Origin of the sequence: Bifidobacterium aesculapii, from assembly GCF_001417815.1 — a bacterium.
Taxonomy (GTDB): Bacteria; Actinomycetota; Actinomycetes; order Actinomycetales; family Bifidobacteriaceae; genus Bifidobacterium; species Bifidobacterium aesculapii.
This window is the reverse complement of the sequence record NZ_BCFK01000031.1, coordinates 1-15,462: the sequence shown is the minus strand read 5'-3', so window position 1 is coordinate 15,462 and position 15,462 is coordinate 1. Positions and strand designations below refer to the sequence as shown.

The following is a 15,462-nucleotide window of genomic DNA, read 5'->3' as shown; positions in this document are numbered from 1 at the left end:
ATCCAACTGCATCGCCCATCCGAGCGACGCCCGGCCCAAACCTTCCCGCCGGAATACTGTACCCATGATACGTGTCTGCGACGACCCTGCGCACGGGATCGGCGCTCGGCGCACACGGCCCGGCCTTCCGCCGCCGAACCGTTCAGAACACGAGGAACGAGACGGCGGTAAGCGTGAACAGGCTCGCCACGGTGGTCACGAGCACCATGCCGATGGCGTATTCGGGCTGGTTGTGCTCGCGCTCGGCGAACATGACCATCGTGCTCATCGTGGGCAAGCCGGAGATGATGGTCATCATGTGCACCATGTCCTGGTTCATGGGGGTGAGCCCGAGCGCCGTGGGCGCGAAGGTCAGCAGCGCGTAGAACCCGACCGGGAAGGCGAGCATCTTGACGACGATGCCGACGTACAGCTCGTACTTCTTCAGGATGCCGGACCAATCACGGATGGCGAACAGGCCGCCCAGGTAGAGCATCGACAACGGGGAGGCGGTCGAGCCGAGCGCCTTGAGCGGGGCCAGCACCACGCCGGGCACGGTGACGTCGGCGAGGATGAGCGCGACGGCGAGCGCGACGGCGATCAGTGCGGGGCTGACGAGTGGGGCGAGTCGGTCGAGCCAGCCGTGGGCGGGGCGTTCGTCGGCGGTTGATTGGTGGTCGTCGACTTTTTTGCAGGTCCATACGCCGTATGTCCAGAGGAGGAATTGGTCGACGATGGACATGAGTGCGAAGTAGAGCGCGCCTTTGGCGGGGAACAGTGCGATGACGAGTGGGAGTCCGATGAATCCGGCGTTGCCGAATGCGAAGCAGCCGCGGAACATGCGCCCACGTTCGCGTTTGAGCCGTAGCAGATGCGATAGTGCGGTGAACAGGCCGATGAGGAGCGCGTACATGAGGAGGGTCAGTATGATGATCGCGTCGGAGCCGATGAGGTCGGCGCGTGTGGTGCCGGATACTGCGTTGGAGAAGACGAGCAGTGGGATGCCGACTTTGAGGATCAGTGCGCAGATGCCGTTGAGTGCGGTTTCGCCGATCACTTTGGTTTTCACGCAGATGTAGCCGACGAGCATCATCACGGCCATGCCGATCATTTGGCCGAGTACGATGTCGAACTGTTGCATTGGTCTCTTCTCTCTCGTTTCTCTCGTTGTTCGGTGTTCAGAATACGAGTTGGACGAGCATCATGTAGATGATGGTGCCGCCTGCGATGGAGAGCAGCATGTTGTGTCGCCACATGTGGAGTGTGATGATGGCGAGGCATGCGATGAGTTCCGGTATGCCGTGGTCGCCGGTGAGGATGGGTGTGTTGCGCAATGCGTAGACGACGAGCAGGCCGGTCATCGCGTATGGGAGTACTTTGCCGAAATAGTCGATGAGCCGTGGGGGTTCTTTCGATTCGGGGAATATGAGGAACGGCAGGAATCGGGTGAGCATTGTGCCAGCCACGACGGCGGCGATGGTGAGCACTCCCTGCATGATGGTCATCGTCACCGTGTGTGCTCCTTTTCCGGTGTTGTGGTTGTCGTCGGATCTGTTTGGGTTGTGTGTTCCGGGGGTGTGTCGGCGGATTCGTCGCGTGGGTCGTCGAGGTATGGGCGCAGCAGGGTGAAGAGTATGATCATGGCGGCCATCGCGGGGATCATGAAGTTCTTCGTGCCGAAGAGGGTGAGGCATGCGATCGAGGCGAGTATGCCGATGGCCGCGCTCAGGTGTTCGCGGCGTTTGGCTCCCGTCCACTGGTCGAGGAAGATGACGAGGAACAATGCGGTGAGGACGAAGTCGAGTCCTTGCGTGTCGAATGGGATGTTCGAGCCGATCACGCCGCCGAGTGTGGCGCCGGTCACCCAGTACAGCTGGTTGAGGAGCGTGACCCACAGGTAGAACCAGCCGCGGTCCACGTTTTCGGGGATTCGGGTGGAGGAGTTGATGGCGAATGTCTCGTCGCACATGCCGAAGATGAGGTATGGGCGTTTCCATCCGAGGCCTTTGAATCGTCCGAGCATCGACAGTCCGTAGAACAGGTGGCGTGCGTTGACCATGAGCGCCAGCAGGAACGCGGCGATGGGGTTGAATGCGGACAGCAGCAGGTTGACGGTGACGAATTCCATGGAGCCGGCGAAGATGAACATGCTCATGCACATGGGCCAGATGAAGGTGAAGCCTTTCGTGCCCATGAGCATGCCGTACGAGCAGCCGAGGAACAGGAATCCCAGTGCGATCGGCACGGTCAATGGGAACGCCGCCTTCAACGCTTCGAGCCGTATGCCGCGCCGTTCTGCGGTTTGCATGGCAGTGTCTCTCCTCCGTTGTGCGTTGAACCGATTGCGGCGGATATGCTATCACGCTTCGGGGGGATGTGACGTCGTACGGTCATCCATGCGGTCGGATGGCCGTACGACGGCGGAGAGGGATTCGGATCCGTTTCGGGCGCTTATGGCATGTGGGCGGTGCGACGGATGGATTCGCGGATGTTCTTCGGGTCGAGGGAGTCGCCGCCGAGCGCACGGTGCAGCGTGAGCCCTTCGATGAGCGCGTCGAGCATCGCCGCGGTAGGCGGGTCGAAGAACCGTTCCAGTTCACGGCGGCTGGCGGCCATCCACCGGTTGGAGATGTCCCTGTATGCGGGGTCGCGTGCCGCCAGCGTATACAGTTCGAGGTTCACGATCAGATCATGCCGCGTGGCGAGCAGATCGCCTTCGACGTGTCGCGCGATCTGTTCGCACGCTTCGTCGACGTCCCGCGCCTGGGCCATGCGCTCGTGGAACCTGTCGATGCACTGTTGCGCATACCGGTCGAACGCCTGATGAAGCAGATCGTGCAGACCGTCGAAATGGTAGGTCATCGAACCCAATGGCACGTCCGCTGCGGCGGCGATGACGCGGTGTGACGCTCCGGCCACGCCGCGTTCGGCGATGACGGCGAGACAGGCGTCGATGATGCGGCTCTTGCGGTCCGGATCGAACCTGCGTGACGATTCGCCCATACGTGCCTCGCTCTCCATGGTCGCCCGATACATGGTCACACGTCATGATAAATCCTTCACCGGGCATCGAGGCATCGGCATGCGCCCGTATGGTACGGGAGAGAACGGAAAAGCCGCCGGCGACGTGCCGGCGGCTTCCGATGGGCTCCTGCGACTGGGCTTGAACCAGTGACCGTCCGGTTAACCTTCAACAAACGCCCGCCTCTCGCGGACGCCATTACCCATTGTGGGACACAGGACGCGGCCGCGCGTTCCCGCTTCGCGGACCACCCGACCACACACCCGAGAAAGAAAACAAGATTGAAAGGTTGAAAGATTGAAAGAAAGATTGGGGTATGACGGTCCGTCGTTTCCCCGTCATACGGACGCGGGGATCGACGGAAAAGGCCGGCCGCCCCATGATGGGGCGGGCCGGCCGGAAGGAGGGCGGCGCCGTCGGAACCACCACGCCGGACGCCGCCCAGCGCAAGTATCACACAGCCGCCCGGACACCGGATGACGCTGACACGGACGGGATATGGGAGCGCCCGGCCCGTGGTGTGGCGGGCCGGGCGCAAACCCGAATCAGTCAGTGATGGTATATGCCGTCCCCGTTGCCGGCGCATTGGTCGCCGCATCCATGGCCGCCGCTGACCGGCGGCGCGATGGTCTCCGTCGAACCGGACGAGGACGAACCGGACGAGCCGCCGGAGTACGTGGGCGTGTACGAGCCGGACGAATACCCTCCCGTAGAGCCGTACGAGTACGTGGGCGTGTACGACTGCGCCTGCGCGGCGGCGGCCGCTGCGGCGGCTTCGGCGGCGGCCTTGGCTTCGGCCTCGGCCTTCGCCTTGGCTTCCTCGTCGGCCTTCGTCTTCGCGGCTATGGAGTCGTTGACCTTCTTCGACGCCGTGGCGATGGCTTCCGCGTCCCTGGCCTTCACGGCCTTCTCCAACGCGGTGCGCGTCGCGTTGTCCTGCACTTTCCCGTCGGAGGATTTCAGGAGCGCGTTCGCCGTGTCGATGGTCTTCCCCAGTTTCGACGCGGACACCGCGTCCACCGCCGACCGGAGACTCTTCACATGCCTCGCGTACCATGTGGTCTGTTCGCCGAGTTTCGCCGTGGCCGCGTCCAGTCCCGTCTTGTCGTCGGCCACGCACCCCGAGTATTCGGGCGTCTGCGTCTTCAACGCGTCCGCCAGCGTGGTGACGGTCTTCGCGTCCTTCACGTCGGCCGTCTTCACGGCGGCCATGTCGGCGGCGTCGCCGTTGACGAGCGCGGCGTACTCGTTCGCCGCGACGCGCAGCTCGTCCGCAGCCTCGGCGCACGCCGATTCCGCCACGCCCAGTTCGTGCGCGTTCCACGCCATGTACCCGCCGACGCCGCCGGCGGCGAGCACCAGCGCGCACGCGGCCGCGATGGCCGGAACCAGCCACTTCGGGCGGTGTTTGACCGTCTTCTCCGTTTTCCCGTCGTCATGGGTCGGTGCCGGCTCCGTCGCCGGCGTCCGCAGGTCGTTCATGTTCGGCTCCTTCGGTTTCCTTTTATTGATCTTCCTTGATAATTATGCACGCCGGAAGGGTAGTCAGTTGATGCTTTGTTGGTTTGATTTGCTTTGTTCTGGCGTGTTATGATTTATTCATGCGTGCGAAGGAATGGGCGGCTCGTGAGGGGTTGAGCGAGCAGACGGTGTGGAAGTGGTGTCGTGAGAACCGTATGCCGGTCCCGTTCGAACGGTCGGGGAGCGTGTGGCTCATCCACGATCCGAAGTATGAGAGGCCATCTGCTCCCAATGCGGGTTCGCGTACGGTCTGCTACGCGCGCGTCTCCTCATCCGATCAGAAGGCAGATTTGACGCGGCAGGCGGACCGGTTGAAGGCGTTCGCCATCAGCATGGGCATCGAATCCCCCGAGGTCGTCTTGGAGACCGGTTCCGGCATGAACGACAGGCGTCGCAAGCTCAACCGCATTCTGGCGGACCCGACGGTGGGCACCATCGTCGTCGAGCACCGGGACCGGCTGGCGCGTATGAATGCAGGACTCGTCGAAAGCGCGTTGAAGGCTGCGGGGCGCAGGCTGATCGTCGTGGACGATTCGGAGCTGGATGATGATCTGGTGCGCGACATGACCGAGGTGCTGACCTCGTTCTGCGCGCGCCTGTATGGCCGTCGTGCCGCCAGGAACAAGGCGGAGGCGGCGTTGAGGGCGGCGCGTGATGCTTGAGGCGGTCAAGGTCGCGTTGGACCCCACACCGGCGCAGGGGCGTTTGCTGTCCTCGCATGCGGGGGCGGCGCGGTTCGCGTTCAACGCCGGGCTCGCCCGCGTCAAGGCATGCATCGAAGCCGAGGAGAAGCCGGAGTGGTCCCTGTATTCCCTGCGACGTTGGTGGAACCAAACCAAGAACACGCTGGCCGTGGACAAGGACGGTGTGCCGTGGTGGCGGGAGAACAGCAAGGAAGCCTACAACAGCGGATTGGAAGCCCTGTCGAACGCCCTGAGGAACTGGTCGAAAAGCCGCAAGGGGCAGCGCAAAGGACGTCGCGTCGGCTTCCCCAGGTTCCGGTCGAAGGATCGTGCGACGCCCCGGTTCGCGTACACGACCGGCTCGTACGGTCTCATCCCCGGTGATCCCAGGGCGTTGAGACTGCCCCGGATCGGCCGCGTGCACTGCATGGAGAACGTGGCGAAGCGGGTCGGCGATGGTCGGGTGCTGCGCATGACCGTCAGCCGGCATGCGGGACGCTGGCGCGCCTCGTTGACCGTGGAACGGGCCGATCCCGCGCCCGCGACCCCGCCGAAGGGCGGTGCGGTCGGCATCGATCTGGGCATCAGGACGCTGGCGACGCTTTCCGACGGGGTCGTCATCGCCAACCCACACACCCTGAAGACGAACGAACGTCGATTGAGATGTGCCCAGAAAGCGTTGTCACGCAAGGCAAAGGGGTCTAACCGTCGGCGCAGGGCGCGCGAACGCGTGGCCCGTCTGCACGCGCGGGTCGCCAACCAACGCCGCGACCTGCTGCACAAGCTGACCACACGGCTCGCCTCCATCTACTCGGACATCTCGATCGAGGATCTGAACGTGGGCGGCATGGTCAGAAACCATCGGCTCGCCAAGGCGGTCGAGGACGCGTCCTTCCGTGAGCTGCGCCGTCAATTGGAGTATAAGACCGCACGCACCGGCGCACGGCTGCACGTCGTCGACCGCTGGTATCCGTCAAGCAAGATATGCTCGGACTGCGGGAGGGTGAAAGCCAAGCTCTCTCTCGACGAGCGCGTCTACCGGTGCGACGGATGCGGCCTCATCATGGACCGCGACCTGAACGCCGCGATCAACATCAAGGTCGCCGGGAGTGCCCCGGAGACCCTAAACGCGCATGGAGCGGACGTAAGACCCGGCGTCCCATGGGATGCCGGGCAAACCGCGGTGAAATGCGAACCAAGCAGCCACCACAGTGGCATGAGCCTTGGAGCGGACGGCCGCAAGACCGTCCTGCAAGCCAAAACAAACTAGCTTGCAACGGCACATGTCGCAGATGCGGACGGCGCCGCGTCTGAGGTCCCGGTCGGCGGCGGTGTCGTCGCCGTCGGAGAGCCCCCACATGCGGTCGATGAGCTCGCCGACCTGCCGGTCGCGTTGTCCGGCGGCGAGACGGCCGCACAGCGCGTCGAGCCTCCATTCCCTGTCGGGTCCTTCGCTCATCGCAGCTCACCCCCCGTCGCGGCGTGGCTGGATCGTTTCGAGCCGGCGAACATGCTGCCGCCGTTCGCGGCGCACAATTCGCGCAGGCGTTCCATGTCGGCGCGATGGCGTTCGGCTCGTTCCATGAGCGTGTCGGCAATCCACCGTTTGGTTTCGTCGTCCGTCGCGCCGTGGTTGAGCCTGTCGGCGGTCTCGGCGGCGAGTTCTCGGCGGCGGAACGTGTCGGGTTCGGCGCGGCGGGCGTCGGACGAGTCCAGCAGGGCCTCGACGTGCCGGCATGCGGCCGTGTGCCGGTGCGGTTCGGCCGGCGTCGGGGCCGGGCGTACTTCGGGGTCGATGTCGGGGGCCGCGAGGCCCATCATGCGGCCAGGCGTCATGGCCTGAACGAGGCCGGCCACGCGCCGGTCGTCGTCGATCCGGTCGAACAGGCGAGCCAGGTCCCGGCCCGTGCGCACCTGTTTGAGCCAGAAGTCGCGTTTGAGGGCGAAATCGATCACGTCGCCGGCGAGCCGTTTCGGGTCGGTCTCGCCGTCTGCGGCGAGGCGGGCGAGCAGCCGGCCCACGGCCGTCACGTCGCGTTTGGTCGGTGTGGGCGCGGACAGGCGCAGACGGGACCGGCGGGCAGCCAGCCGGTCGCAGAGCGCGCGTTCGGGCTCCACGGGGGCCGCGACGGGATCGGGGGGCGCGGGGACGGCCGAACCGTCCGACCACGGTTCGGCGACGTCGTCGCCGGCGTCGCCCGGCGACGCCACGCCCACGCCTCCGGTTTCGGTCTCGTCCGCCTCGGGGGTCTCCCCGTCTGCGGGGAGATGCCCCGAAGGGGCAGAGGGGTTATTACGTACTAGGGACGTACTGTAGCTCACCTGTTGAACTGGGGTACAGGCCACAGCTGTGAACCCCGGTTCACGTGTGGACCGGGGTTTCCGCCGGTTCGGGGGCGTCCGCCGACCACGGAGTCGAGGTCGTTCGTGTCGAAATCGATCGGCTCGTCCGACGTTTTGTCGAGGCACAGATCCCAGACGACGGGACGATGCCCCACGCCGAAGTGCGAGACCAGACGCTGGTCCCCCCTGCGGATGAGCCCTTGGGCCTCCAGCCACTCCAGACGGCGCTTGATGGTCGAGACGCTGCACCTGCACCACGTCGCCATCTGCTTTTGCGTGGGGTGCGCGTCACGGCCCTTGGTGTCCGCGACGTTCGCCAAAGCGATCAGCAGACGCGCATGCCCGTCATGGGCGCCGTCCACCGGCGCCATCCGCAAAGCCCAATCAACGGCGTTCACGCTCATTTCCTCGTGCTCCTTCCGTGGCGGCCCCCATCGGACGCGTCCATACCCTCGACCGTCATGCGGGCGCCGGCGAACAGCCACACGACGGCAGCGAACAGCAGCGGTTCGTACACGTCGCCGGACACCGCCCAGGCGATCAGCACGTCCACCGCCGGACACGCCAGCAGCAGGCCGGTCGCCATCATCGACGCGTCACGCACGCGCCGATGACGGCGCAGCAGCCAGCGCAACGCCCACCACGCCGGCACGGGCAGCACGACCGTCGCGCAAAGCATCCAGTCGCGCGCCCCCCATTCCCAAGGCCACCACATCACGACACCCCCATCGGCTTCGGGGACTGGTACAGCATCTCGTCAACGAGATTGGCCGCGAACAGCAGTTCCGCCGCACGGGCGAAACGTACGGCGTCGCCGCCCCAGCCGCAGGACAGTTCCACCTCGGCCTCGCGGCGCGCGAGATCACGCGCGCGAACGAGCGTGTCCAACTGGTCGAGAGTCCACATCATCGTCCACTCCTCACAACACCGGACGCACGCACAGGCGCCGTCCTTGCGGTACGACGGACCGACGCCCGCCGCGAAGCGGGACCGTGCGGCCGACGCACGTCGATTAACCTTGGAGACAAGCACGGGGTGGCGATCCCGTGCGGAGCTGCTAAAGTCAGTCATCGCGATGACCTGCCTTTCGATGTCGGCGCGGGGAGGCCGGCACGCCAATGCCATTGGCCGCCCCACGAAGGTTGTCGCGCAGGACAGGCCGGACCCCGAGGTTTCCTAGGCCCCGATAGGGGTCCGGCCCGTCCCACACACTCACACTCTTTCGAGCGATATTCGGTTATCGATATCGGCCGCCATGACGGCCGCCGCGCCGGGAAGGGGATTCGAACCCCTGCCACGCCCATCCCCGACCCGCCCGAGAAGGAAAAGTCAAGACGGCGGACCGGGGGAGGCGGACACCCTCGACCAGTGACGGGCACTCACCCCCGTCGGCCGATATCCCGGCTTGTGGCCGCGCGCGTCGCCGCCGGCGCCTCTTCAGACCGGCGGCGGCACACGGGCCGCGTGCCGGGGCGTGGAATCGAACCACGAAACGAGGGAGGAGAAGGAGCTTGACCCCGCTCCGGCCACCGGCCGCGCAACAATGATCGAAGGAGAAAGATCCAACGGCCGTCCGGTCCCCGGCTGACAACGGGACGGACGGAAAAACGGCATCCATCCCGCGTTGAGTTATCACGAGGGTTTTAACGACTTTTCCTTGTCGAAGAAATAAGAAGAATCAGACCATCACACCAACACCCCCTCACGCGGGACCAGGCCGAGAACGAAATCAGACGACAAGCCGTAGCGTTGGCTGAAAAAGACCAAATCCTTCTGCTGCCATGAGGTATCCCCGTTGATCTTCATCGAAATCGAAGACGGGGCCAGTCCCATCTCAGCGGCAAGTTGGCGCTGGGTCATATGACGCTCGGAGAGCCATGCAGCAATCGGACTAGTCATATTTCTCAACCTCCATTCATTAATCTTGAACTACATCATAATATTCAATTTGACTGAACGCAAATTGGGTATCTACAATTCAATCAGGAATTATTGAAATCCGTTTGAATACAAGGAGGCACGCCGTGAACATCCCGATGACAAAAGACGACGAGAAACAGCTGTCCGCGACAATCGCGTTCAATGTGCGAGTCATGCTTGCGGCCAGAAATGAAACGCAAGCCGCCCTGGCTGACGCCCTTGGACTGAAGAAACCCGCTATGTCGATGAAGATGTCAGGCAAAACGAACTGGTCTGTCATCGACCTCGTAAATGCCTCGCTGTTTTTAAACGCCTCCGTGGAATCCCTGTTGAACGGCGATCTTATGTATCAGCTTCAGGGCGATAACAGAAAAGCCACCGGCGACACGCCGATGGCTTCTGGGAAGCTCCTGCGGCTGGGCTTGAACCAGCGACCGTCCGATTAACAGTCGGATGCTCTGCCAACTGAGCTACGCAGGAATATGGCTTGTACCCGGAATCGCTTCCGCGCACAAGTCAAGTACTGTAACATGGTCTTTCTCAAAAAGCAAGTCCGTTGCGCCGCGACCCGTGTCGCGACGCAACGGGCCGCCGATGGGCGTGCCGTCACTCGGGGCTCTTCAACGCGCCGACCATGTCGATGCGGTCGAGCGACCGGTTCGTCGCCTCTCCACAATCAGCGTGAACGACAGTGCGAGCAGCGCGGCGAGCGCGTAGCAGTACCACTTCACGTTCGGCACGATGTTCATGCCCGGCAGGTCGAGCTGGCTCAGGAGGAAGCCGAGCAGTCCCCGGCCGCAAGGCAGGCCGATCACGATGCCGAAGCAGGCGAGCATCAACAGCTCCTTGTTCACGTACCCGTGGACCTCCTTCCTGCGGAAGCCGAGCACCTTGATGGTGGCGAGCTCGCGTTCGCGTTCGGAGATGTTCGTGGAGGCAAGCGTGTAGAGCACGACCACGGCGAGGACCCAATCGAGCGACGGCGCCTCGAACTGCTCAGGCACTTCTACCTTTCCGGCATCATCGGCATCCTCCGCGCCATGCTCAACGAGCCGGATCTCATCGCCCCCACCGAATTCGGCCGGTTCGTCTCCGAGGAGCTGTTCCCCCGCATCGCGCCCCGGAACGCGGGAGTTCGCGCCGGAGCCGGAGCTGAGGAAAACCGGACGACCAACACCCACGGGCACACCGACACCGCCCGCGCATAGCCCCGGGGAAACACCATCCAATCCCAATCCTCACTCTCCACGAGTGAAGATTCATCTCCAGCAAGTGAAGATGGTATATAAACTGCGCCTTCGCGAGTTTGTGTCGTGGGGTGCTAGGTTGCCGCAGCGGCGGGTGGGGTCCCGAAGATGTGAGGGGGCAAGGAATAGACACTGCGGAAAACACCGCTCAGCTTGCCGTATAGACATTGAATACAGGCTCGGGGCTGGGCTGCCACCGCAGAACGCGCGCCGTCCTTGCGTGACCCTGCACGGCCGCATGACGAAGGGCCTTCTTCGTTGCAAGGGGTACATTGCGCATGTCGCGAACACCTATCTTCGTTACAAGGGGTGCCCAAACCCCGATATCCCGGGTACGCATGGCGAAATACCGGCCCTCACGGCTTGGAATCCCCGCGAAACCCCGGTCCAGGCACCCCTCGTAAGCCCAATAGATGCCCGCGGCGCCCCGTATCAACCCCTCGTAAACGAGATAGCTCAGACAGATCAGCGCCTGGCGGCGAAAAATATGAACCTTAGCCAGCTTATGTGGAGCGAAATATGCGTCATCACGTTCGTAGCACAGTCCATCTCACCGACCGTCCGATCCCATGCTCACTCCCCTTCGGCTGCGTCGTCCTTCAGGGATTGCAGCAGGGCGGCGTCGCGGCGTTCGATGATGCGCTTGCCGGTTTCGCCCTGCCATGAGAAGAAGCCGCGACCGGTTTTCGCGCCGAGATCGCCGGCCTTGACCTTTTCGGCGAGCAGCGGACTCGGGCCGGTGCCATTGTCCATGTCGTCGAACAGGTAGGTGCTGATGTTGTAGAACACGTCAAGTCCGCCCAAGTCGATGCTCGCGACCGGTCCGACGAGATTCCAGCGGCGCCCCAAGCTGTACTTCATCACGTCGTCCACGGTGGCCGCGTCGGCGATGCCCGCCTGGACGATGTGGAACTCCTCGCGCAGCACGGCCATCTGCAGCCGGTTGCCGATGAACCCGAGCGACTCCCTGTTGAGCTTCGCCGGTTTCTTGCCGATGCGGCGCATCAGCTCGACCGTCGTGTCGAGCACAGCCGAATCGGTTTGTGTACCCGGCACGACTTCGACGAGCGGCATGAGCTGCGCCGGATTCCAGAAGTGCGCGACCACGAACCGTTCCGGCCGCTCGAGCACGGAGGCGATGGCGGTCGGACTCAGGCCGGAGGTGTTCGTCGCGAAGATCGCGTCGGCCGGTGCGAACCGTTCGATCTCCCGCCACGCCTCACGTTTGACGTCGAGGTTCTCCGCGATTGCCTCGATGACGAAGTCGGCGCCGGCGACTCCCCGCTCATAGCCGACGACCGGCGTGATGCGCGCCAGCACCTTGTCGACGTCATCGCCGTCGCGCAGCAGTCCCGCGCCGGCGAACGTTTCGGCATCCGCGCGGATGTTCGCCATCGCACGGTCCAGCGAGGTTTCACTGCGCCCGACGAGGCGCGTCTCGTAGCCTGCGATGGAGAATTGCAATGCGATGGCGTGGCCCATCGTGCCCGTGCCCACGTTGGCGACGGTCCGTATGCCATCGATGTCTACCACCATGTTCGTTTCCTCCGTTTTCTTTGATACTTTCGTTTCCTTCATTTCCGTATTCGCGTTCGATCCGGCTCCCATGCCATGCCCTCCGATAGCCAGTGCCGCCAACGTCAGTGACGCATCATGATGAGCATCATCTTCGATGCCTCTTCGGCGTAGACCGCGTGGGGCAGTCGGGTCGGGAAGTGCAGGATGCCTCCGGGCATGAGGTCCACGGTCCGACCGCCGCCGGTCACCTTGAGATGTCCTTCGAGGCACTGGACGAGCACCGGCATGGCGGCGGTATGCTCGCTCAGCTCCTGTCCTTTGTCGAAGGAGAACAGCACCACATTCGCCCCTTCCACCTGCATCACGGTGCGGGAGACCGTGGCCTCCGGCTGCACCTCCACCATTGGGGCGAGCGCGTCGATGTGCTCCATCACCATCGGCCGATCGGCATTGGTCTCAGCTCCAGTAGTCGTCTTGTTGTCGTTCATGTCGGATCTCCTTTGCGTCGTCCATGTTGAGCCGAACTCATTCCAGCTTAATCATGTCAACTCGCGCGGGGCAAGGCCACGCTCGGCGCCAAGGACCTCGACAACGACGGCCAACCCGACTGGCTCACCAACACCGACAACAAGAACGTGACGGTCAATGCGCACGTCGACGTGTACGGCCCGTACACCAGCGAGCAGGCCGACCAGTACCGCGGCAAGAACACGCCCATCCTCACGGACACGAAGATCGTCGCCTCCGGCGACGTGACCGCGGACAAGCCCGGCGACCTGCATGTCACCACGAAGGACGGGACGCTCAAATACGCGGACGGACTGTCGGACGCGACTCAGGCTCGCGCGGATACGCCGCGTCGGGTCAGATACAGCACATACCCCGCGACGGGCAGGGTGAGGAGGCCTCCGGCGATGAACACCCATGCGATCGGGATCACGTCGGCGAGCGGCGCGAAGACAAGCATGCCAAGCGGCATGCCGAACGTGGAGAGAGTGGTGTCGAGGCCGAACACGCGTCCAGTCATCGACTCGTCGGATTCGGACTGCATGATCGTGCGCATCGGCCCCACGCACAGGGCGGAGGCGACGCCGTTCAACAGGTCGATGATGAGATACGCGAGCAGATTCGTCGCCGTGCCCAATCCGATGACGGTGACGCCCACCATCGCGATGCCGAACGACACCATGAGCATCTGCGCGTGGGCCCTGCGCAGCAGTTTCGAGCCGAACGCGGACATGAGCGCGCCGCCGAGCAGCATGCCGACGCTCAATCCGAGTTCGTTGGCGGCGAGCTTGTCGGAGGCGGTGGTGAGGTTCACGAATCCCAGGTTCAGGTCGATGCCTTCGTATTCGCGGGTCATGAGCAGCAGCGTCAGGTTCATCGGCGCGACGGACATGAAGCAGGTGAACGCGTCGCCGAGAATTACGCCTTTGAGGTACGGGTGGCCCATCGCATAGGCGAATCCGTCCTTGATGTCCGCGAGCGTGCGTTTGAGGACGGCGAGCGGCAACGACACGTCCGGCAGCGGCTCCCCCGCCACATCCGTCGCGGCCTGGGTCGGTCCTTCGGCCGCGGTGACGGCGTCCGTCGACCGTTTCGCCGGTACGCGGATCAGCGCGACGAAGCCGACGCCGATGATTGCGGTCGCCACGTCGACCAGCAGGATCGACCACAACGGCACCATGTTGATGAGCACGGCGGCGAGCGCCGGCGCGACAATCATGTTCGCCGAATTGATGACGCCGTAGATCGAGTTGACTCGCAGGAGCCGGCCGGCGGGCGTCACGTCGGGGATGAACGATTGGACCGCGGGCATCTGGATGCCGCCGCCCGCCGAGCGGATGAACAGGACCGCGAAGATCACCGCGAGGTTCGCCCATCCGAGCGCGAAGCTCACGGATAGGAACACGGTGACGCCCGCGATGATGAGGTCGGGCAACATGATGAGGATTTTACGGTTGTACCGGTCCGCCATGGGGCCGCCGAACATGGAGACGATGGCCTGCGGCACCACGCCGAACAGGGTGGCGAACAGCATGGATGCGCCGGTGCGTGATTCGAGGACGATCCACCACCATAGGGCGTATTGGACGATGCTTGAGCCGAGCAGGGAGAACGCCTGTCCTGCGAGCAGGAGCGCGACGCGGCGCGTCCAGCCGTCCTCGCGCGGGTCGTGTGCGAGTGCCGTTTCCGGCGCGCCCGCCGTCGCGGTCTGTGATTGGAATGTCATGGACTCGTCCGGTGCGGACGATGCCGTCGGGTCGGCGGCATGGTTGTTCTGAGACATGGATGTGTTCTTTGTCTTTCTTCATTGGGCGCATGCACGCGGAACGTTTCGCGTCGCGCCTGTGATTCGATGACGATGCCCGGGTGCGCCATACATGCATTCGGGTATGGCTTCGCCTAGGTCCGAACGGTCGCGGTTCGGACCTCAGTACTCGTATCTGCCCGGCAGGCCACCGGTCTGCGGGCACATGGTCATCAGCAGGGAACACATGGTTTCAGAACGTATACGGCTGTGGAGACATGGCGTGACCGTTCACGTCATGTCTCCACAGCCGCCGCGGCTGCGATACGCACAGTCGACGGCCGCCGGATGCCGTCAGGCAAGATCAATCGGAGTCTCCAATCCGTCCAGATACGGTGCGCACGCCTTCGCGCAGTACTCCCAGACGATCTTCTCCCCTTCCGGCGAAATCTATTTCCGGTTGATGCGTTTGGGCTTGCGATTGCCCCAGAACTGCCCGCTCACCCCCTCGACGTTCGGGGAGGAGGCCATCAGCACGCTGGTGAGGGCCCCGTGCGCGGCGGTGCGCATGAACGGCATCCACAGGATGACGAGCGGCAGCATGAACGGCGACTTGCGCAGCGATTCGCGTTGCAGTCCGGTGACGGCGGAACCCGGTTCGACGGTGTTCACGGTGACGTTGCCGACGCCGTCCGCTTTGAGCCGTGCGTCGAACTGCCGCATCAGACACCACACATACAGTTTTGAAGAGCCGTAGGCGCGCACGAGCGAGTAGGCGTGTTCGAGCTCGATGTCGTCGAGTCGGGGCGCGCCCGCCTGCCGGTATGATTCGCTGGATACGGTGACGATGCGTGCGGACGGGCTTTTCGCCAGCAGCGGCAGCAGCAGGTTGGTGAGACCGCAGTACCGGCTTCTCTTGGAAGCCGGCTACGGCGGGCGAATCGTGGACGCGATGCAACGCAACATGAACCGCGGACC

General features: G+C 63.9%; 17 protein-coding genes and 1 tRNA gene. 2 read left to right on the top strand and 16 right to left on the bottom strand.

Annotated elements, in window-relative coordinates:
* Positions 1 to 142: 142 nt before the first annotated feature.
* The 5 genes from BFAL_RS04485 to BFAL_RS04460 all read right to left on the bottom strand — a co-directional run bounded on the left by BFAL_RS04485 (position 143) and on the right by BFAL_RS04460 (position 4,483).
* Positions 143 to 1,120, bottom strand: coding sequence for an AEC family transporter (locus BFAL_RS04485; protein ID WP_055427233.1), 978 nt, complete (start codon positions 1,118 to 1,120; stop codon positions 143 to 145).
* A gap of 37 nt (positions 1,121 to 1,157) precedes the next feature.
* Complete coding sequence (locus BFAL_RS04480) at positions 1,158 to 1,490, bottom strand: branched-chain amino acid transporter permease (RefSeq protein WP_055427232.1); 333 nt, start codon at positions 1,488 to 1,490, stop codon at positions 1,158 to 1,160.
* Positions 1,487 to 2,287 (bottom strand): AzlC family ABC transporter permease, encoded by an 801-nt coding sequence (locus BFAL_RS04475; RefSeq protein WP_055427231.1) that lies wholly within the window; start codon positions 2,285 to 2,287, stop codon positions 1,487 to 1,489. The genes BFAL_RS04480 and BFAL_RS04475 overlap by 4 nt, the downstream gene beginning before the upstream one ends.
* A 143-nt stretch (positions 2,288 to 2,430) precedes the next feature.
* On the bottom strand, positions 2,431 to 3,015 hold the full coding sequence (locus tag BFAL_RS04470; RefSeq protein ID WP_236691673.1) for a TetR/AcrR family transcriptional regulator: 585 nt from the start codon (positions 3,013 to 3,015) through the stop codon (positions 2,431 to 2,433).
* Between the two features lie 535 nt (positions 3,016 to 3,550).
* Positions 3,551 to 4,483: a hypothetical protein gene (locus tag BFAL_RS04460; RefSeq protein ID WP_055427228.1), complete on the bottom strand. Its 933-nt coding sequence runs from the start codon at positions 4,481 to 4,483 to the stop codon at positions 3,551 to 3,553.
* Positions 4,484 to 4,602: 119 nt separating this feature from the next.
* Here BFAL_RS04460 and BFAL_RS04455 point away from each other — a divergent pair, with 119 nt between their 5' ends.
* Together BFAL_RS04455 and tnpB are read left to right on the top strand one after the other, a co-directional pair.
* Positions 4,603 to 5,184 (top strand): IS607 family transposase, encoded by a 582-nt coding sequence (locus BFAL_RS04455; RefSeq protein ID WP_055427227.1) that lies wholly within the window; start codon positions 4,603 to 4,605, stop codon positions 5,182 to 5,184.
* Positions 5,177 to 6,475 carry an IS607 family element RNA-guided endonuclease TnpB gene (gene tnpB, locus BFAL_RS04450; RefSeq protein WP_055427226.1) on the top strand — a complete coding sequence of 433 codons (1,299 nt, stop codon included), beginning with the start codon at positions 5,177 to 5,179 and terminating at the stop codon, positions 6,473 to 6,475. The genes BFAL_RS04455 and tnpB overlap by 8 nt, the downstream gene beginning before the upstream one ends.
* Positions 6,476 to 6,660: 185 nt before the next feature.
* On the opposite strand, the gene BFAL_RS11555 is transcribed toward tnpB, so the two are convergent.
* The 11 genes from BFAL_RS11555 to BFAL_RS04385 all read right to left on the bottom strand — a co-directional run bounded on the left by BFAL_RS11555 (position 6,661) and on the right by BFAL_RS04385 (position 15,207).
* Positions 6,661 to 7,416, bottom strand: a complete 756-nt coding sequence (locus BFAL_RS11555) for a hypothetical protein (protein ID WP_236691670.1) — start codon at positions 7,414 to 7,416, stop codon at positions 6,661 to 6,663.
* Between the two features lie 107 nt (positions 7,417 to 7,523).
* Positions 7,524 to 7,952 (bottom strand): helix-turn-helix domain-containing protein, encoded by a 429-nt coding sequence (locus BFAL_RS11550; protein WP_055427224.1) that lies wholly within the window; start codon positions 7,950 to 7,952, stop codon positions 7,524 to 7,526.
* The gene (locus BFAL_RS04435; protein WP_152973536.1) at positions 7,949 to 8,227 is read right to left on the bottom strand and encodes a hypothetical protein; all 279 of its coding nucleotides are present in this window, start codon (positions 8,225 to 8,227) and stop codon (positions 7,949 to 7,951) included. The genes BFAL_RS11550 and BFAL_RS04435 overlap by 4 nt, the downstream gene beginning before the upstream one ends.
* 35 nt (positions 8,228 to 8,262) lie before the next feature.
* Entirely contained in the window at positions 8,263 to 8,457 is a 195-nt protein-coding gene (locus BFAL_RS04430; RefSeq protein ID WP_055427222.1) for a hypothetical protein, read from the bottom strand.
* A gap of 777 nt (positions 8,458 to 9,234) precedes the next feature.
* On the bottom strand, positions 9,235 to 9,447 hold the full coding sequence (locus BFAL_RS04425) for a helix-turn-helix domain-containing protein (RefSeq protein ID WP_055427221.1): 213 nt from the start codon (positions 9,445 to 9,447) through the stop codon (positions 9,235 to 9,237).
* Positions 9,448 to 9,875: 428 nt separating this feature from the next.
* Positions 9,876 to 9,948 (bottom strand) — tRNA-Asn (locus BFAL_RS04415).
* Positions 9,949 to 10,088: 140 nt separating this feature from the next.
* Positions 10,089 to 10,472, bottom strand: coding sequence for an ABC transporter permease (locus BFAL_RS11220; RefSeq protein ID WP_055427219.1), 384 nt, complete (start codon positions 10,470 to 10,472; stop codon positions 10,089 to 10,091).
* Positions 10,473 to 11,288: 816 nt separating this feature from the next.
* Complete coding sequence (locus BFAL_RS04405) at positions 11,289 to 12,251, bottom strand: 3-hydroxyacyl-CoA dehydrogenase family protein (RefSeq protein ID WP_055427218.1); 963 nt, start codon at positions 12,249 to 12,251, stop codon at positions 11,289 to 11,291.
* Between the two features lie 104 nt (positions 12,252 to 12,355).
* Positions 12,356 to 12,670, bottom strand: a complete 315-nt coding sequence (locus BFAL_RS04400) for a cupin domain-containing protein (protein WP_055427351.1) — start codon at positions 12,668 to 12,670, stop codon at positions 12,356 to 12,358.
* Between the two features lie 398 nt (positions 12,671 to 13,068).
* Positions 13,069 to 14,466 carry an MFS transporter gene (locus tag BFAL_RS04390; RefSeq protein ID WP_055427350.1) on the bottom strand — a complete coding sequence of 466 codons (1,398 nt, stop codon included), beginning with the start codon at positions 14,464 to 14,466 and terminating at the stop codon, positions 13,069 to 13,071.
* A gap of 468 nt (positions 14,467 to 14,934) precedes the next feature.
* A complete protein-coding gene (locus BFAL_RS04385; RefSeq protein ID WP_055427216.1) occupies positions 14,935 to 15,207 on the bottom strand; it encodes a Rossmann-fold NAD(P)-binding domain-containing protein in 273 nt (90 codons plus the stop codon).
* Between the last annotated feature and the right edge of the window lie 255 nt (positions 15,208 to 15,462).